Raw genomic sequence first — 17159 nt, forward strand, 5'->3', positions numbered from 1 at the left:
TCAAGGTAGACGGGAAAAGCCGGATTTACAGTGTTGCGAAGGACTGTTTTAGCAGGTCCGGCCCCTTCGCGGGCAAGCCTCGCTCCTACGGGTTTTGTGTCGTTCGCAAGTTCGGGTATCGACACAAAACCCGTAGGAGCGAGGCTTGCCCGCGAAGGCAATCCGCCAGGCACTGAAAATCTTAAAGCTTAACCTTGGATTTCCCGTTCCAACTCTTCTTCGGTCGCAGCTGCCTTACCCTTCGTCTTCAACTCACTCACTATCACCGCCGCCACAATTAACCCCGCACCCGCCAGAGCAATCGCCGGCAACCGCTCCCCGGCGATCCGCCCGACAATCCCGGCCCACACCGGCTCGCCCGCATAGATCAACGTCGCCCGAGTCGGCGATACGCTCTTCTGCGCCCAGTTCATCGCCACCTGGATTGCCGCGCTCGCGGCGCCCAGGCCCAGTGCACTGCACAGCAACAACCACGAGAAATCCGGAATCACTTCCTGGGTCGGCACCACCATCAGGAACGCCAGCACCGACGTGGTCGCCAGTTGCACCACCGTCACCCGGCGCACATCGACCTGACCGGCATAGGTGCTGATCAGAATGATCTCTGCCGCAATCGCGACCGCGCTGATGAGCGTGGCGATTTCACCGGGGCTGAAATTAAAGGAAGCGCCCGCAGGCCCGGACAGCAACATCAACCCGGAAAACGCCAGCATGATCCCGATGCTCGGCATCAGCCCCGGACGCCGCCCCAGCACCAGCCATTGCAGCAACGGCACGAAGGGTACGTACAGCGCGGTAATAAACGCCGACTGACTGCTGGGAATACTTTGCAAACCCACGGTCTGCAAGCCGTAACCGAGCATGATCGCCACGCCAATAAAGGCACCGGCCTTGAGTTCGAACAGGGTCAGGTCCCGCAGGTGACGCCATGAGAACAACGCAACAATGATTGCCGCCGCGGCAAAGCGCAGGCCAACGAAAAACATCGGCCCGCTGACGGTCATTGCATGCTGCACCAGCAGGAATGTCCCGCCCCAGACCATGGTGATCAGCACCAGCACGCACTCGGCCTTGCTGAACCGAGAGAAACGGGGAGAAGTGTGAGAGGGGTTCACAGACGTCATGACCTTGCGCGCTACCTGAGGGCGACGCACAATGCGTCGAATGTTGCGCAGTATACTGCCCAACCCCACCGAGTGAGCAATATAGTGCACAAAGATTCTACCCCGCGGGCTTCGGTCCTCCAGCACGTCAGCCATAACGTCCGACGCCTGCGCCATGCCGCCGACATGAGCCAGACCGCGCTGGCCGAAAAGTCCGGAGTTAGCCGTCGCATGCTGGTGGCGATCGAGGCTGGCGAGAAAAACGTCAGCCTGACCACCCTCGATCGCGTGGCCGAAGCGCTGGACGTGGCGTTCAGTGATTTGATCCAGGCGCCGGATGCCCGAGATCCGAGCCGTATCAACGAAGTGGCCTGGGCCGGTACGATCCCCGGGAGCAAAGCCGTTCTGCTGTCCAAAGCCACCGCTACCCGCGAAGTGGAGCAATGGGAGTGGTGCCTGCAGCCAGGAGAAATCTACCCCTCGCAACCGGATGCCGAGGGCTGGAGTGAGCAGATCTTTGTATTTGAAGGCTGCCTGACCTTGATGCTGGGCGACACGCCGCATGAGATCGCCGCCGGCGAGTTCTACATGTTCCCCAGCAACCAGCCGCATGCCTACCGCAATGATGGGGTTGTGGCGACGCGGTTTGTGCGAAACGTGGTGATTTGACTGCGGACTATCGCTCAGCGGAAACGATGAGCTACCTGGTCGCCATCGGCCGGGTGCTGATGACACGTCCTACTTTGGTACTGCTTGATGAACCATCCGTGGGTTTGGCGCCTATTATCGTCCCGGAGATTGTCGAGATCGTTGCGCAACTCAATCGTGCCGAGCAGGTGAGCTTCCTGATTGCCGAGCAAAACATTAACTTGGCACTCAACTACGCATCGACGGCCTGCGCCCTCGATACCGGCCGAGTCGTTGCTGGCGCGGGGCGACCTGCCCGGTTTCTATTCAGGTAAACATTGACCAGTGAGAACGCCATGACTCAAACCCAGCGCGCACAGGCGACCGACGCCATCCGCCACGCGGACATCCTGATCGTCGGCGGCGGCCTCAGCGGCGCGATGCTGGCGGCGCAGCTGTTGCGATTGCCTGGCAAGCGTTCGGTGCTGGTGATCGAGCCGCGCGCGGAACTCGGGCGGGGCGAGGCGTACAGCGCGGTCGAGCTGGGCCATACGCTCAACGGCAACGCTGCGCGCATGAGCGTTGACCCGGACAACGCTGACGACCTGACCCAATGGCTTACCGAACACATCGCGGCCGGTGGCTGGCCGGAATCCGATGAGCAGCATGTGCCGATCAGTGAGTTGTTCCCGCCCCGGGGCCTGTTCGGGGTGTACGTGCAGCAGCGCTTGGCGCAAGCGCAGGCGGTGGGGGCGGTGGACGGTTCGACGGTCGAGCACGTGCGGGCCGAGGTGGTCGATCTGCAAACCGGGGATGATTCGGTATGGCTGACCTTGAGTAATGGGCAGCGCTTGCAAGGCGCTTACGCGGTGCTGGCCACGGGGATGTTTCCCGCTGCGCGCACCCCGCAGACCGAATCCAGCGGTTTGAACGCTGCGGCGCTGGATCCTTGGGATGTCGCGGCCATGCGCCGGCTGGACCCGCAGTCGACGGTGTTGATCATCGGTTCGGGCCTGACCATGGTCGATGCCGTGGTGTCGTTGGAGCAGGCCGGGCATCTTGGCCCGATTGAAGTGTTTTCCCGGCACGGCTTGCTGCCGCACGTGCGTCGGCAGCCGCCGGCCTGGGTGGATTTTCTCGCTGAGGATCAGAGCATTCGCACCCCGCGACAGTTGGTGCGCGAACTGCGTCGGCATTGCCGGGACGCCCTCGCTCAAGGCATCGACTGGCAGGCGCCGCTCGATACCGTGCGGGCGCACATCGGCCGGTTGTGGAATCAGGCGACGGACGTGCAGCGCCGACAGTTTGTGCGGCATGTGCGGCCCTGGTGGGAAAGTCATCACCACCGCTCGCCACCGTTGAGTGCCGAGTTGGTGGCGCGGCTGCACAAGGAAGGGCGGTTGCGGATCCAGGCGGCGTCGTTCAAAGGGCTGGAATCGACGGTCGAGGGGCGGGTGAGCATCCGCATCCGCCGTCGTGGCGAGGTTGAAACCACGGTGGTCAGCGGCGCAGCGTTGATCAATTCCAGCGGCATCGAATACGACTGGCGCCGGGTAGCCCGACCGCTACCACAGCAACTGCTGGCGCGCGGATTGATTCGCCCGGGGCCATTGGCGTTGGGGATTGCGGCGGCGGTTGATGGCGCCGTGCTGGACGCCGACGGACAGGTCGCCCAACGGCTGTTCGCCATGGGCCCGCCGTTGCGCGGCATGTGGTGGGAAAGCACGGCCGTCACCGACGTCGCCAGTCAGGCCAAAGCCCTCGCCGAACGCCTTGCCCGGCCGCTGTAGCGGCTATCGAGCCTGTGAGGCTGCGCAGTCAGTGCAGCTTCAGGTGCTTTGCACTATCCCAACCCCCTGCGGTCGTAATCTTCACAGGGCGGCGCGTCACTGCGCCGCCGCAACCTTGGAGATCCAATGAGCCAGGACGTCCTGACCACCGAAGCCAATCGCCGTCAGTTGCAGCAAATCATCGCCGGTTTGTCCGATGGGGTGATTTTGCTGGAACTCGACCAGACCATTGTGTGGGCCAATGAAGCCGCGCTGGCCATGCATGGCGTCAGTCAGATCGGCGAGTTGGGCGCCAATGCCAAGGAGTACGCCAAGCGCTTCGCCTTGCGCTATCGCAATAATCACCCGGTGCCGCCAGAGAACTACCCGATCAGCCGCGTCGCCAAGGGCGAGACCTTCGCCGATGTGCTGGTCGAGGTGACGCCGGTCGACGATGAGGAACGCATGTGGGTTCATAACGTGCGCAGCATGGTCCTCGCCGACAGCGCCGGCGAGGCGGAGTCGCTGGTGTTGATCATGGACGATGTCACGGAATGGGCGAGCGCCGAGCAGCGTTTCGAGAAGACGTTCAATGCGAACCCGGCACCGGCGGTGATCTGTCGTCTCAGCGATTTGCGTTACATCAAAGTCAATTCGGGCTTCCTGGAAATGACCGGCTATGCCCGCGATCAGGTGATCGGGACTTCGACCTATGAGCTGGACATTCTGGATGGCGCCGAAAACAGGGACCTGGCCATCGAGCGTCTGCGCGAGCACGCCACGATCCCGCAGATGCAGGCTGAGCTGAAACTGCCTGAAGGCGGCAGCAAGCAGGTGATCGTCGCCGGTCAACCGCTGGAGTTCAACGAGGAAGACTGCATGCTGTTTTCCTTCGTCGACATGGAGCCGCGGCACAAGGCCGAGGTTGCCTTGCGCCAGAGCGAGGAGCGGTTCGCCAAGGCCTTTCGCCTGACGCCGGTGCCGACGCTGGTCTGTGGTGCACAGGATCAGGTGGTGATCGACGTCAACGAGGCCTTCCTGGATACCCTCGCGTACCCCAGCGAAGAAGTGCTCGGAAAAACCGTTGCCGAACTCGACTTTATCGATGACAAGGGCGCGCGCACACGGCTGTTCGCGGCGCTGGAGAAGGCGGGAAGCCTGGATCGGGTCGATGTCAGAATCCGCAGGAAAGACTCGAGCGTGATTGACTGCACGGTGTCGGCCGACACCGTGAACATTCAGGACAACCCGTGCTACCTGCTGGTGTTGATGAACATCACCGAACGCAAACGTACCGAGCTGGAACTGGTGGCGGCGATCGAAGAAGTGATGAAAGACGCTTCCTGGTTCACCCGTACGTTGATCGAAAAACTCGCCAACGTGAAGAACATTAACTCGCCGCAGTTACCCAGCGTGTCCTTCACCGACCTGACCGCCCGCGAGCGCGATGTGCTCGGCCTGATCTGCGAAGGCCTGGCGGACAAGGAAATCGCGGCACGCCTGAAACTGGCGCCCAACACTGTGCGCAACCACGTGTCGACGGTGTATTCCAAGCTGGATGTGCACAGTCGCAGCGAGGCGATTGTGTGGGCGCGGGAGCGAGGTTTGTTCTCCAGTGAGTGGCGGCCCAAAGGCCAGCGTTAAGGTGCAAATGCACTAGACGTGGCAGTGCAAATGGATGTTCTGGCGGGGTGCAGCAGTTCCTAACCTGTCAGGGTGCGAAACGGGCCTTTGGTCGGTATCGCGTCCTCTACGAAACAGCTTAAGGAACAGTCGTATGCTCGGCCAATTCAACAAGTTCTCAGTCGACGGGGTCAGCCGGCCCATGGGTGAATCGCAATGATTTATCTGGCGCAATTGCGTGCGCAACTGGAACAGCACTTTTCCCCGCTGGCTTGCGATTGCAGCGTGTCGGGGGACAACTCGGTGACGGTGAAGCTGTATCACCCCGCGTCGGGGCAGGTGGATCTGGTGGTCAGTGGGCTGAGTGTCGCTCACCTCAGAACGCCGGAAGCGGTCGCTTCGTTGATTGAGGAACTGCGTTACGAGCTCGAAAGCAACAATTTGCATCAGAGGCAGGACTCGGTTTCGTAGCTGTCGTTTTTCAGTGTTGAAAACGAGTTAAGTGCCTTATTGACTGGCATTGGCGGCGGGCTAGGCTATAAGAAATGCGAGGGTATTATTTTCTGTGGCCAATCCGCGGCTACGCGGTAGGGGTGTCGGGTCGCGGAAAGTGTCGATGACTTATCGCGGGACAGCCTATGAACAGTCTTGGGAAACGTGCTTTTTCGCCCCTGTCGCTCGCCTTTTGCGTAGCGATGCTCAGCGGTTGCGCCAGTCCGCCACCTCCACCGCCCGCCGCACCACCGCCTGTTCCGCAGCGCACCTGCGAAACCACTGAACAAACGGATGTGATGGGCGATGCAAGAGTGACCGAGGAAGTGACCCGGCAAACGAAAGTGACCCGTTGTGTCACTCAGTAGGTCTGAGTGACTGCTTCGTTGCTTTCTTCGTTGCTTTCTTCATGTGTTGAATGCGCAATGATCCGGCACCCTCACGGGTGCCGACACCTGGGGGCCTGAACCTCAGACATCCTCGATCCTGACCCAGCGTGACTCGCTTGCCGCCAACCGGATTGCCGTCGCCAGACGTTCCACTTCCCATGCTTGCTCAAAGTCAGTCCCGCCCTGTGAAAGGCCGGCCAGGGCCATCACCAGGTCATGTACCTCTAGCGTCTTGAGTTCGTTGTATCCCAGCTGATGACCCGCCGCCGGGCTGAACGCCGCGTAACCCGGCAGGTTCGGTCCGGCGAGCAAGCGCTGGAAACCGTCCTGGCCGGCGCGATACAGCCGCAGCTCGTTCAAGCGCTCCTGGTCGAACGTCAGCGTGCCTTCAGTGCCGCTGATCTCGAAGCTCAGGTGGTTCTTGTAGCCATGCTTGAGCCAACTGCTGCTGAACGTACCGCGTGCGCCGTTGGCAAACCGCAGCAGCGCGTGGACCTGATCGTCGACTGCAATGGGCCGTTGCTCCTGGCTGCCTGACGTCGCAGGACGCTGCCGGTGCACGGTTTGAGCGTCGGCGCACACCGATTCGATATCGCCCATCAGATAGCGCGCCATCGCCAGTAAATGACTGCCCAGATCCGCCAGCGCGCCGCCCGCGTGATCGGCATCGCAGCGCCACGACCACGGCGAAGCTGGATCGGCCATGAAGTCTTCGCTGAATTCGCCCTGAAAACTGATGAGCTGCCCCAGTTTGCCGCTGTCGATCAGTTCCCTGGCCAGCCCGATCATCGGATTGTGCTGATAGTTGTAACCCACCCGCGTCACGATGCCCGCTGCGTTGGCGGCCTGACGCATCGCGTTGGCTTGCTGCAGATTCACCGCCAGAGGCTTCTCGCAATACACCGCTTTACCCGCCGCGAGGGCGGCCATGGCCATGGGGTAGTGGAGGTGATTGGGCGTAGTGATGGCGACCAGATTGACCTTGGGATCATCGATCAGCTGTTGCCAGTCGGTGTGAGCGGTTTCGAAACTCCAGGCGTCGGCACAGTGCCGTGCACGATGTGGATCGACGTCGGCGAGGGCCGCCAGCCTGAGCTTCAGCGGGAGCTCGAACACCGCGCTGACGTTGCGAAAGGCCAGGGCGTGGGCGCGACCCATGAAACCTGTGCCGATGAGTCCGATACCGAGTTCGCGCATAGCTGGGGACCTTTTGGGATTTTTGTTGTTGGGACGCTATTTATGGAATATAAATTCCTAAAATGCAATTGGTGGAATAATAATTCGTTATGTGTATGGGGTCAGCGAAATGACAACAACGCTATGCGCTCAGTAAGCGGTGCTGGAAGGTGAGGGGGCGAGTCATTGGGGGAATATTCGGTGGACCACTCTTGCTGACCTCTTTTACCGCTCTGTCAGATTCTGAAATAACTCGTCTCGTATGAGGCGCTCCGAAACATTGTAGGATCTCATCCCCCATTTCTTTCAGGTCTATATGAACACCCTCCTGGAGCCTCCCAGTCGCTTTTTTCAATCCACACCCTGTATCCATTCGGCCTTCGCTATTCGGCGCAGGTCTCGCTTTCTAATATCGCTTAACCTCGAAATCCCGGCTGCAGGTTGCTCAGTGATGTCCTTCTCCAGGACTGACCGTGCCATCTCGAAGGGCTCACCTCCTTGCCTGCGCTCGGTGAAACCTTTCTTTCTTGCGCCTTGTGCCCTGAACATCGCATCCGCTCCGTCGAGCAGGCGTTCGTGTGTTTCTGCCATTCACTCATTCGCCCCCACTCTACGAGAGACTGAATAATTCCTATGGAATGGATTGCTGATCCCACGGCCTGGCTTGGCCTGCTGACCCTGATCGTGCTGGAGCTGGTGCTCGGCATCGACAACCTTGTGTTCATTGCCATCCTGGCTGACAAGCTACCGCCAGAGCAGCGAGATCGCGCGCGTGTCATCGGGCTGTCCCTTGCATTGCTGATGCGTCTTGGCTTGCTCGCGAGCATCTCCTGGATGGTCACCCTGACCGAACCTTTGTTCGAGGTCTTCGACAAGACGTTCTCGGGCCGGGATTTGATCATGCTGTTCGGTGGTGTGTTCTTGTTGTTCAAGGCAACCATGGAATTGCATGAGCGACTTGAAGGGCATGTGACACAACGCTCAGGCAATGCGGCCTATGCGATGTTCTGGCCTATCGTTGCGCAAATTGTGGTGCTGGATGCCGTCTTCTCGCTGGACGCTGTGATCACTGCCGTGGGCATGGTGGAGCACTTGTCGGTCATGATGATCGCTGTGATTTTCTCCATTGGCTTGATGATCATCGCAAGCAAGCCATTGACCAATTTCGTCAACGGGCACCCCACCGTCATCATGCTCTGCCTGGGTTTCTTGATGATGATCGGTTTCAGCCTCACCGCTGAGGGCCTTGGCTTCCACATTCCGAAAGGCTATCTCTACGCAGCGATCGGCTTCTCGATCCTGATCGAGTTGTTCAATCAGGTGGCTCGCTCACGCCGCAAGAAGAGTGTGCAAGGTCATCGCCCTATGCGTGAGCGTACCGCGCATGCCGTTTTGCGTTTGCTGGGTGGCCACAAGCTGGGGGCCGATGAAGTCGGCGAGGAAATCGCTGACATGCTGTCAGGTGCAGAGGCCGAGCAGGTTTTCCATCGACGGGAGCGCGTCATGATCAGTGGCGTGCTGCAGTTGGCGGAACGCCCGATACGCGGCGTCATGACTCCGCGTGCGGAAATCGACCATATTGACCTGGCCGATTCTGCGGAAAAAATCCGCACCCAGCTGATGCACTCTCCGTACTCCCGATTGCCGTTGATCCGCAGTGGGCGCGTTGATGAACCTTTGGGGTTCGTCCACAAGAAGGAGCTGCTCAAAGAGCTGTTGGCCGGGCACCAGCCCAACCTGGAAACCATTGCCCGCCAGGCCATCAACTTGCTGGACAACTTCTCGATTCTCAACGCACTGGAACAGATGCGCAAAGAGTCGACTCACATCGCGTTCGTGGTGAACGAATTCGGCGACTTCATGGGTATTCTGACCATGACCGACATTCTCGAATCCATCGCGGGTGAGTTGCCGGATGCCAGTGAAATTGAAGGCCCGAACATCATTGTCGAGGAGGGAGGCTTCCTCGTCAGTGGTGCGCTGAATCTCAGCCAGATTCGCGAACACATTGGCTTCCAGGCTAAAGCGACTGATGACTATCAGACGCTCGCAGGGTTGGTCATGAGTTTGCTGGATCGTCTGCCGGTCATTGGCGACAAGCTCGATTGGCAGGAGTGGAGCATGACCGTTGTGGAGGTCGAAGAACGACGAGTGACGAGGGTGCGATTGCGTAAAAAGTAAGCCGTAATCTGCTCGGCAAAAGGCAGCGCTGAGGCTGCCTTTTGTTCATCCTGGGCAGTGAATCAGGACAAGAACCCGCCATCCACATTCAACGAAACCCCGGTCGTGTAGCTCGACGCATCGCTGGCGAGGTACAGCACCGCGCCAGCCATCTCGCTCGGATCCGCTACGCGCTTGAGCGGGATCTGCTGCAACGCGGTCTTCAGGATCGCGTCGTTCTTCACCAATGCCGACGCAAACTTGGTGTCGGTCAGGCCCGGCAGCAGGGCGTTGCAGCGGATGCCGAACTGCGCGCATTCCTTGGCGAACACCTTGGTCATGTTGATCACGGCGGCCTTGGTCACCGAGTAGATGCCCTGGAAGATGCCCGGCGAGATGCCATTGATCGACGCGACGTTGATGATGCTGCCGCCGCCGTTTTCGCGCATCAGTTTGCCGGCTTCGACCGACATGAAGAAGTAGCCGCGGATGTTGACGTCGACGGTCTTCTGGAAAGCGCCTAGGTCGGTGTCCAGTACGTTGCAGAATTGCGGGTTGGTCGCGGCGTTGTTGACCAGGATGTCCAGGCGCCCGAACTGTTCCTTGATGCCGGCGAAGACCTGGCTGATCTGTTCCATTTCACCAATGTGGCACGCGACGGCGGTGGCTTTGCCGCCGGCGGCGATGATGGCGTCGGCCACGTGCTGGCAGCCGTCAAGTTTGCGGCTCGAGACGATGACGTGGGCGCCTTGCTGGGCCAACAGTTTGGCGATGGCCTCACCGATACCGCGGCTGGCGCCGGAGACGAAGGCGATTTTGCCGTCGAGGTCGAACAAGTGAGTCTTGGACATGAGGTTTCCTTGTTATTAGGGCCCGGAATGTAGTTAAAGCCGCGATCAGAGCGTAGATTTCTGGATGACTTGCAGGCTCATCTGCTCCAGCAGTTTGTTCATGTGAATGAACTGCGCGAAGCGTTTGTCCTGGGTCTGACCGTGGAAGAAGCGGTAGTAGATCTGCTGCACGATGCCGGCCAGGCGGAACAGGCCGTAGGTGTAATAGAAGTCGAAATTGTCGATCTGGATGCCAGAGCGCTGGGCGTAGTAATCGACGAATTCGCGACGGGTCAGCATGCCCGGGGCGTGGCTCGGCTGGCGACGCATCAGTTGCACCGGCGCCGGGTCTGTGGCTTCGATCCAGTAGGCGAGGGTGTTGCCGAGGTCCATCAGCGGGTCGCCGAGGGTGGTGAGTTCCCAGTCGAGCACGCCGATGATTTGCATCGGGTTGTTCGGGTCGAGAATCACGTTGTCGAAGCGGTAGTCGTTGTGGACGATGCTGGAGGTCGGGTGGTCGGCCGGCATCTTGTCGTTGAGCCAGGCCTTGACCGCCTCCCACTTCGGCGCGTCCGGCGTCAGGGCTTTTTCGTAGCGATCGCTCCAGCCCTTGATTTGCCGTGCCACATAACCTTCGGGCTTGCCCAGGTCGCCCAGGCCAAAGGCCTTGTAGTCGACACGATGCAGTTCAACGAACTTGTCGATGAAGCTTTTGCACAAGGCTTCGGTTTTCGCCGAATCCAGGCCCAGTTCCGGTGGCAGTTCCGAGCGCAGGATGATCCCGTTGACCCGTTCCATCACGTAGAACTCGGCGCCGATCACCGATTCGTCGGTGCAGTGCACATAGGCCTTGGGGCAATACGGAAAACCGTCGCGCAGTTGATTGAGAATGCGAAATTCGCGGCCCATGTCGTGTGCGGACTTGGCTTTGTGGCCAAACGGCGGCCGACGCAGGACGAACTCCTGCTCCGGGTATTCCAGCAGGTAGGTCAGGTTCGACGCACCGCCTGGAAACTGGCTGATCTGAGGCAAGCCACTCAAGCCCGGAATGTGGGCCTTGAGGTACGGATCGATCAGGCTGGCATCGAGTTCTTCGCCGGTGCGGATACGGGTGGACTGGTCAGTAAGCGCCATGCTTATCCCTTCTGCTTATTCTGGAGGCCTGCGATTATTGGCTAATCTAATGCGCGCACCCGGCACCCACAACCACGAACGGCCCTTATAGGTGAGCGTGTTGCCGGGCAATCATTGCTTTTGATACACCTGTTTGAATGACCCTCAAGGCGCAACCTTGCTCAGTGAGGCCGGCAGGGCAATAGGCGTCAACACGGGACTGCCGGAGAAGAATGCCACCAGGTTACGACCCACCAACTCCACGGTGCCTTGCGTTGCCTCCGGAGACAACCCAGCGACATGCGGCGTCAGGATCACGTTGGTCAGCGCCTTGAGCGCCTCCGGCACGTGAGGCTCGGCATCGAACACATCCAGGGCGGCACCGGCAATGCGTCGTTGCTCAAGCGCAGTGACCAGGTCTGCCGTGGCGATCACCGAGGCTCGGGCGATGTTCACGACGAACCCTTTGGGGCCCAAGGCATCAAGGACGTGTTTATTGATCAGGTGTTTGGTGCCCAGGCCGCCAGGGGTGGCAACGATCAAAAAGTCCGAGGCACGAGCCAGTTCGGTCGGTGTCGAGCAGAAGGTATAGGGGACGTCGCTGCGATGCTGGCGGTTGTGGTAACTCACGGTCATGTCGAAGCCGGCGGCGGCGCGTTTGGCGATGGCCATGCCGACCGCGCCAAGGCCGAGGATCCCCAGGCGCTTGCCGGCCAGGGAGGGGCGCATGATTTTCGGCCACTCGCCGCGGCGTACTGCTGCGTCGCAACGGGGAATGTCGCGAACCAGCGCCAGCAACATCGCCATGGCATGGTCGGCCACTGAAGAGGCGTTGACGCCGGCGCCATTGGTGACGGTGATGTCCCGGTTGGCGGCGGCTTGCAGGTCGACGTGCTCGTAACCGGCACCGATCACGCAGATGATTTTGAGGTTGGGCAGGGCGGCAATTTCATCGGCGTACAAGCCCAATGGACCGCGAGTCAGTACCGCATCAATCTGCGGGCCATGCCGTGAGATGGCGGCGGCGCGCTCGGCCGGCGTCGGGGCCAGAATCAGGTGAAAGCCCTGATGTTCGAGAATCGGCAAGTAATCGTTGATGGTTTCAACCAGTACCAGAACGGTTGCAGGCATGCTGAGCTCCTGTGGGGATTGAATGTCGGATCTCGAATGTTGCTTCAGATTGCTGATTCCAGAGGAGTTTAGCAACGACCGGGGATTGCACACGCCGTTGATCAGACTGATTCACCTTGGGAGGTCAGAAAATGGCGGGCGGCGTCGAGAATCTCATCAGACAGTTCATCCCCCCGCGTGGCGCGAGCCAGGGTCAGCGCGCCGACCATCAAGGAATAATCCACCAAGGCTTGCTGGCGATTGGCTTGGGGCTGATCCGAGCCCATCAAAGGGGTGAGCATCTGCAACAACGCTTCCAGCCCCTGGGTGTAGGTCTGGTGCAAACCGCTTTCGGCGGTTTCATGGCACATGTCGCCGGCAAACGCCGTGACCGGGCAGCTTTCGCCCGGGTTATCGCGGTTGGCCGCCGACAGGTAGGGCGCGATGATGCTCGTGCGGGCCGAGACGCGGTTATCGTTGGCGTCGATTTTCTGCTTCCAGCGTTCCATCGACTGGGTGAACGCCCGGGTGCAGGCCTCTTTCGCCAGCGCTTCCTTAGAGTCGAAATGACCGTAGAACCCGCCATGGGTCAAGCCGGCCGCGCCCATTACATCAACGACGCTGATCCCGTGCAGGCCGCGCTCGCGAAACAGTCGCGTGGCGGCTTCGACGATGATCTCGCGGTTGAGTTCGGCTTGTTTGCGAGAGACTCGAGGCATGGCGGCTCACAGGTAGGGAAGGTGTTTAGATGACTGGCATCATAAGGAACTGTCGAGCGCGTGTCAGTGAATGACTTTCGCGGCAACAGTCGGCCCGGTCGAAGGATGTTTCTATCCCGATTGAGAGATGTCCTCCGAGACCTTGTAAAACGCCAGGCGTGGCGGCAATCAGTTGGCGTATTGAGCGATGCCATTGCCGAATGACCAGTTATCGGGTTTGCCTTCCACCAGATTGATGAAGACATCTTCCAGGCGAACACCCAGTTCAGCGTTGAGGCTTTCGGCGATGGTCTTGTAGAGCAGTTTTTTCTGCTCGAGGGTGCGGCCTTCCCGCAAGGTGATCTGGATGATCACCAGGTTGTCCGTGCGATTGATGCCCATGTAAACGGGGTCAAAGATGAAGTGGTTCTCGTCGTGTTCGGCGAGGATCTGGAAGTTATCGTTCTCGGGGACGCCAATGGTGGCATGCATGGCAGCGTAGATCAGTTTGCCGATGCGCTTGGCGAAGGTCGGGTCCTGGTTCTTTTTGATATCGACGCGAACGAGTGGCATGAGAGGTTTCCGTAAAAGAGGGCTGCCGGTCAGTAGGTGATTTGAAATTACATGACGCTAATCCTTCATCGAATAGATTTATCAAGACATCTATTTAATTTGATGCAAGAGCGCCACGGGAGCAAGTGTAGGAGAGCGCCACAAAGGCACGCGCCCACGGGGTCTGGATCTGATCCGCACAACCACTCCTCAGCTAAGTCTTTGCTTCTGTTCATTAATCCCGGACAATCGCGCCCCTGTTTCGGCCAGGGCGCTGCCCGTCGGATTTTTCCGACTCGTCCTGACCGGGTAGCAAATGACCGGAATGCGGAGATCCCACCGGATGAATGATCAGGCCAATAGCGTCGACGAACGCTATGTAGCGGCGACACCAGCGACTCTCACTAGCTGGAATCGCCATGACACCACCTGGATGCTCGGCCTGTTTGGCACGGCCATCGGAGCCGGTACCCTGTTTTTGCCGATCAACGCAGGCCTGGGAGGTTTCTGGCCGTTGCTGATCCTGGCGGTGCTGGCATTCCCGATGACCTTTTATGCGCACCGTGGCCTGACCCGCTTCGTGTTGTCCGGCCGCGAAGGCGCGGACATCACCGAAGTGGTGGAAGAACACTTCGGCATCAAGGCCGGTGCGTTGATCACCTTGCTGTACTTCTTCGCGATCTTCCCGATCCTGCTGATCTACAGCGTGGCCCTGACTAACACCGTGGGCAGTTTCCTTGAACATCAACTGCACATCATGCCGCCACCGCGCGCCGTGCTGTCGCTGGTGCTGATCCTCGGCCTGCTGGCGGTGGTGCGTTGTGGCGAGCAGGCGATCGTCAAGGCCATGAGCCTGATGGTGTACCCGTTCATCGTGGCACTGCTGTTTCTCGCGGTGTTCCTGATTCCGCACTGGAACGGTGGCATCCTGGCCACGGCGTCGACCCTGCCTGAACCGTCGGCGCTGCTGCACACGCTGTGGCTGGCCATTCCGGTGATGGTGTTCTCGTTCAACCACTCGCCGATCATTTCGGCGTTCGCGGTGGACCAGAAGCGTCGTTACGGCGAACACGCTGAAGAACGCAGCTCGCAGATCCTCTCCCGCGCCCACCTCTTGATGGTGGCGATGGTGCTGTTCTTCGTCTTCAGCTGCGTGCTGACCCTGTCGCCGGGGCAACTGGCGGAAGCCAAGGCGCAGAATCTGTCGATCCTGTCGTACCTGGCCAACCACTTCAGCAACCCGACCATTGCCTTTGCGGCGCCGTTGATTGCGTTCGTGGCCATTTCCAAGTCATTCCTGGGCCACTACATCGGCGCCAGCGAAGGCCTCAAAGGCTTGATCGTAAAAAGCGGCAAACGCCCGGCGCCCAAGACCCTGGACCGCATGACCGCCGCGTTCATGCTGGTGGTGTGCTGGATTGTCGCGACCCTGAACCCGAGCATCCTCGGCATGATCGAAACCCTCGGTGGCCCGATCATCGCCGCGATCCTGTTCCTGATGCCGATGTACGCGATCCGCAAAGTGCCGGCGATGGCGCGCTTCCGAGGTCAGGCGTCCAACGTCTTCGTGACGGCGGTGGGGCTGGTGGCGATTTCGGCGTTGATCTATTCGCTGACGGCCTGAGCACTGCTTTGATCATTCCCACGCGGGGCGGGGGAACGATCAGGGAACGATCAGGCATAAATAAACGCTGCTCATCTTTCGATGGGCGGCGTTTTTTATTGCGTAGAAGAACGCACACCCCTGACCCAGCGCACCCGTCCCCCGGGATTAGCGGCTAAGCTTGCGGCTGCATCAGCGCGTCGTAGACCGTTTGCCGCAGATTGACCCTTTCTCTGGAGACGCTTTATGGCAGGTGCCCCCGGCGCATCGGTGCAACCCCGTGCCGATACGCCCAACCGCTGGCTCGACGTTATGGCCGGTGTGTCGATTGCCGGTTTGTTGTTGCCCGAGGCCGTTGCCTATTCCAGCATTGCGGCGTTGCCGCCCCAGGCCGGGGTGATTGCGCTGTTTGCCGGGTTGCTGTGCTACGGACTGTTCGGCACCAGCCGTTTTGCCATTGTTTCCGCGACTTCATCTTCGGCAGCGGTGCTTGCCGCCGCCACCGCCACGCTGGCCAACGGTGATTCAGGGCTGCGCATGACGCTGGCGATCGGCCTGGTGCTGGTGACGGGTGGTTTCTTCCTGTTGGCCGGACTGTTCAAGCTTGGCCGCGTGACGTCATTTATCGCCAAACCGGTACTGCGCGGCTTTGCATTGGGCCTGGCCGTGACCATCATCCTCAAGCAACTGGCGAGCATCGTTGACGTGCACTTGAGCAACGGCAACCTGATCCGTTTCCTGCCGCAACTGCTGGAGCAGTGGGCGCAGTGGAATCGGGTTGGCTTGCTGGTCGCCGCGGTGGCGCTGCTGGTGTTGTGGGTGTGCGCACGTTTTCGGCGATTACCGGGAGGCTTGCTGGTGGTGGCGCTCGGCATTGCCGCCGGCCAATGGCTGAACCTGCCGGCCTACGGAGTGAAACTGATCGGTGTGATCGACCTGAGCCTTGAAGTGCCCCGGCTGCCGGTGCTGCCGTTTGCCGACTGGCTGCACCTGGGGGAATTGGCGTTTGCCATGGTGATGATTCTGTATGCCGAATCCTATGGATCGATTACCTCGTTTGCACTCAAGCATGGCGACCGGGTTTCCTCGAACCGCGATCTGCTGGCCCTCGGGGCGGCCAATCTGCTGTCAGGCCTGTTCCACGGCATGCCGAGCGGCGCCGGTTACTCCGCGACGTCGGCCAATGAGGCGGCCGGTGCCGGTTCACGCCTGGCCGGTGTGGTTGCGGCGGGGGTGGTGTTGCTGATTGTCTTGACCGTGTTGCCCTGGATTGCCTTGACGCCCGAACCGGTGCTGGCGGCCATCGTCATTCATGCACTGGCGCGCGGCTTGAGCCTGCAGCCATTGGGTCGGTATTTCATCTGGCGTCGCGACCGCTTGCTGGTGATCTGCGCGGTGGCCGCCGTGTTGGTGCTTGGCGTGCTGGACGGCTTGCTGGTGGCGGTGGTGATCAGCGTGGTGCTGATGCTCAAGCAGATGTCTTCGGCGGATATTCAAGTGCTGGGGCAAATGGGTAACGGCCATGATTATGTCGACCTGCAGCGCCATCCCGATGCCCGGGCAATCCCCGGCGTGCTGATCGTGAGGCCCAGCGAGGCGCTGTTTTTCGCGAACGTGGAGCGCATTCTGAGTGGCGCGCTGCACCTGGCCCGGCACGCGGAGCCGCCGGTGCATACGATCATTCTCAGCCTGGAAGAATCCCCCGATCTGGACGGCACCAGTATCGAAGCGCTGGAAGCGTTCTTTATGCAGGTGCGGGCGCTGGACATGCTGTTGATCCTGGCGCGGCTCAAGCACGAAGCCAAAGCGGTGCTCGCACGGTTACCGACGCAGGAAATGGAGCAGGTGATTCTGAGTGGCCTGAGCGTCGACGGCGCGGTGCAACAAGCCCTCAAGCCATCCACATAACCCCTG

14 protein-coding genes and 1 pseudogene are annotated in these 17159 nt (G+C 60.1%); 8 read left to right on the forward strand and 7 right to left on the reverse strand.

Annotated features, from left to right (window positions below):
- Window positions 1-188: 188 nt before the first annotated feature.
- Complete coding sequence (locus tag HP062_RS03060) at window positions 189-1214, reverse strand: DMT family transporter (protein ID WP_172790798.1); 1026 nt, start codon at window positions 1212-1214, stop codon at window positions 189-191.
- On the opposite strand from HP062_RS03060, the gene HP062_RS03065 reads away from it, so the two are divergent.
- The 5 genes and pseudogenes from HP062_RS03065 to HP062_RS03085 all read left to right on the forward strand — a co-directional run bounded on the left by HP062_RS03065 (window position 1209) and on the right by HP062_RS03085 (window position 5593).
- Window positions 1209-1772, forward strand: coding sequence for a helix-turn-helix domain-containing protein (locus HP062_RS03065; protein ID WP_172790799.1), 564 nt, complete (start codon window positions 1209-1211; stop codon window positions 1770-1772). The two genes, HP062_RS03060 and HP062_RS03065, sit on opposite strands and share 6 nt — an antisense overlap.
- 35 nt (window positions 1773-1807) lie before the next feature.
- A pseudogene (locus HP062_RS03070) lies at window positions 1808-2072 on the forward strand (ABC transporter ATP-binding protein); the annotation flags it as partial.
- A gap of 14 nt (window positions 2073-2086) precedes the next feature.
- Window positions 2087-3520, forward strand: a complete 1434-nt coding sequence (locus HP062_RS03075) for an FAD/NAD(P)-binding protein (protein WP_172790800.1) — start codon at window positions 2087-2089, stop codon at window positions 3518-3520.
- Between the two features lie 126 nt (window positions 3521-3646).
- A complete protein-coding gene (locus HP062_RS03080) occupies window positions 3647-5143 on the forward strand; it encodes a helix-turn-helix transcriptional regulator (protein WP_077749707.1) in 1497 nt (498 codons plus the stop codon).
- A gap of 195 nt (window positions 5144-5338) precedes the next feature.
- The gene (locus tag HP062_RS03085) at window positions 5339-5593 is read left to right on the forward strand and encodes a DUF1652 domain-containing protein (protein WP_010459680.1); all 255 of its coding nucleotides are present in this window, start codon (window positions 5339-5341) and stop codon (window positions 5591-5593) included.
- 491 nt (window positions 5594-6084) lie between these two features.
- Here HP062_RS03085 and HP062_RS03090 read toward each other — a convergent pair whose 3' ends face one another.
- A complete protein-coding gene (locus HP062_RS03090; protein ID WP_102595515.1) occupies window positions 6085-7200 on the reverse strand; it encodes a Gfo/Idh/MocA family protein in 1116 nt (371 codons plus the stop codon).
- Between the two features lie 612 nt (window positions 7201-7812).
- On the opposite strand from HP062_RS03090, the gene HP062_RS03095 reads away from it, so the two are divergent.
- A complete protein-coding gene (locus HP062_RS03095) occupies window positions 7813-9360 on the forward strand; it encodes a TerC family protein (RefSeq protein WP_172790801.1) in 1548 nt (515 codons plus the stop codon).
- 62 nt (window positions 9361-9422) lie between these two features.
- Here the strand turns inward: HP062_RS03095 and HP062_RS03100 are convergent, their stop codons facing one another.
- The 5 genes from HP062_RS03100 to HP062_RS03120 form a co-directional block, all read right to left on the reverse strand.
- Window positions 9423-10190 (reverse strand): SDR family oxidoreductase, encoded by a 768-nt coding sequence (locus HP062_RS03100; RefSeq protein WP_010459689.1) that lies wholly within the window; start codon window positions 10188-10190, stop codon window positions 9423-9425.
- Window positions 10191-10235: 45 nt separating this feature from the next.
- Window positions 10236-11303 carry a phosphotransferase family protein gene (locus HP062_RS03105; RefSeq protein WP_010459691.1) on the reverse strand — a complete coding sequence of 356 codons (1068 nt, stop codon included), beginning with the start codon at window positions 11301-11303 and terminating at the stop codon, window positions 10236-10238.
- Window positions 11304-11447: 144 nt separating this feature from the next.
- Window positions 11448-12413: a 2-hydroxyacid dehydrogenase gene (locus tag HP062_RS03110; RefSeq protein WP_010459693.1), complete on the reverse strand. Its 966-nt coding sequence runs from the start codon at window positions 12411-12413 to the stop codon at window positions 11448-11450.
- 101 nt (window positions 12414-12514) lie between these two features.
- Window positions 12515-13111, reverse strand: a complete 597-nt coding sequence (locus HP062_RS03115) for a TetR/AcrR family transcriptional regulator (protein ID WP_077749703.1) — start codon at window positions 13109-13111, stop codon at window positions 12515-12517.
- 168 nt (window positions 13112-13279) lie between these two features.
- Window positions 13280-13663, reverse strand: coding sequence for a tautomerase family protein (locus HP062_RS03120; protein ID WP_172790802.1), 384 nt, complete (start codon window positions 13661-13663; stop codon window positions 13280-13282).
- A gap of 322 nt (window positions 13664-13985) precedes the next feature.
- Here HP062_RS03120 and HP062_RS03125 point away from each other — a divergent pair, with 322 nt between their 5' ends.
- On the forward strand, window positions 13986-15266 hold the full coding sequence (locus tag HP062_RS03125) for a serine/threonine transporter (protein WP_010459699.1): 1281 nt from the start codon (window positions 13986-13988) through the stop codon (window positions 15264-15266).
- 225 nt (window positions 15267-15491) lie between these two features.
- Window positions 15492-17153, forward strand: coding sequence for a SulP family inorganic anion transporter (locus HP062_RS03130; protein WP_010459701.1), 1662 nt, complete (start codon window positions 15492-15494; stop codon window positions 17151-17153).
- The last annotated feature ends 6 nt before the right edge of the window (window positions 17154-17159 follow it).

This window comes from Pseudomonas sp. B14-6, from assembly GCF_013260315.1.
In the GTDB taxonomy this organism is placed as follows: domain Bacteria; phylum Pseudomonadota; class Gammaproteobacteria; order Pseudomonadales; family Pseudomonadaceae; genus Aquipseudomonas; species Aquipseudomonas mandelii.

Coding starts and splice junctions, on each gene's coding strand:
- HP062_RS03075 (WP_172790800.1), top strand. CDS start 2,087: ATGACTCAAACCCAGCGCGCACAGGCGACCGACGCCATCCGCCACGCG.
- HP062_RS03080 (WP_077749707.1), top strand. CDS start 3,647: ATGAGCCAGGACGTCCTGACCACCGAAGCCAATCGCCGTCAGTTGCAG.
- HP062_RS03085 (WP_010459680.1), top strand. CDS start 5,339: ATGATTTATCTGGCGCAATTGCGTGCGCAACTGGAACAGCACTTTTCC.
- HP062_RS03090 (WP_102595515.1), bottom strand. CDS start 7,200: ATGCGCGAACTCGGTATCGGACTCATCGGCACAGGTTTCATGGGTCGC.
- HP062_RS03095 (WP_172790801.1), top strand. CDS start 7,813: ATGGAATGGATTGCTGATCCCACGGCCTGGCTTGGCCTGCTGACCCTG.
- HP062_RS03100 (WP_010459689.1), bottom strand. CDS start 10,190: ATGTCCAAGACTCACTTGTTCGACCTCGACGGCAAAATCGCCTTCGTC.
- HP062_RS03105 (WP_010459691.1), bottom strand. CDS start 11,303: ATGGCGCTTACTGACCAGTCCACCCGTATCCGCACCGGCGAAGAACTC.
- HP062_RS03110 (WP_010459693.1), bottom strand. CDS start 12,413: ATGCCTGCAACCGTTCTGGTACTGGTTGAAACCATCAACGATTACTTG.
- HP062_RS03115 (WP_077749703.1), bottom strand. CDS start 13,111: ATGCCTCGAGTCTCTCGCAAACAAGCCGAACTCAACCGCGAGATCATC.
- HP062_RS03120 (WP_172790802.1), bottom strand. CDS start 13,663: ATGCCACTCGTTCGCGTCGATATCAAAAAGAACCAGGACCCGACCTTC.
- HP062_RS03125 (WP_010459699.1), top strand. CDS start 13,986: ATGAATGATCAGGCCAATAGCGTCGACGAACGCTATGTAGCGGCGACA.
- HP062_RS03130 (WP_010459701.1), top strand. CDS start 15,492: ATGGCAGGTGCCCCCGGCGCATCGGTGCAACCCCGTGCCGATACGCCC.